This window comes from Rothia sp. HMSC065C03 (assembly GCF_001837295.1).
Taxonomy (GTDB): Bacteria; Actinomycetota; Actinomycetes; order Actinomycetales; family Micrococcaceae; genus Rothia.
In genome coordinates this window covers 1-531 of record NZ_KV831998.1, presented here as the reverse complement: position 1 = coordinate 531, position 531 = coordinate 1, and the positions used below count along the sequence as shown (strand labels likewise).

The 531-nt window shown below is 57.6% G+C and carries 1 protein-coding gene; it reads left to right on the top strand.

Features of this window, described 5'->3' with window-relative positions; translation table 11 throughout:
* The coding region (locus tag HMPREF2605_RS04610) for a hypothetical protein (RefSeq protein ID WP_210401035.1) at window positions 1-319 on the top strand (319 nt) is incomplete at its 5' end.
* Window positions 320-531: the final 212 nt, after the last annotated feature.

Here is a 531-nt window from a genome sequence, read left to right as displayed (position 1 = left end):
CATTACGAAGAAGAACTGGCGTCAGTTCCTCAAGTGCTGGGATGAAGGCCGCCCGGAAGACTATGAACCGGACCCTTCGGAAGATATGTCAATCTTCCCTGACTCTCTACAGGGAGACACCTGGGCAGAGTACCAGGAACGTGCCTACAAGTGGCGCACTAAGGACTGGGAAGCATGGATTGACTCGCTACCCGATGACTGGTGGGTTGTAAACAGCGACGCCGTAGCAGTAGCATCCTACCAGGTAGAAGACCCTACGTTGGTCCCCGAAATGGTGGAATACTACGTCAAAAACGGCCCGCAGGTTTACCGCTACTAGTACCGCACCATAAACGGCAAAGGGTGGCGACCCCAATCCAGGGGCCGCCACCCTTCCGCTTATCATGTCAGGGGTCCCCCCTAACCTGAAACCAGAAGCACCGAAGCCCACGCGCCAAGAGCACCGCACCCTCCCAGCGCACCCCAAAAGACAAGGACCACCACCATGACACGCCGCAGCCCCGAAGCCGAAGCCCACTACAAGGCCTACCA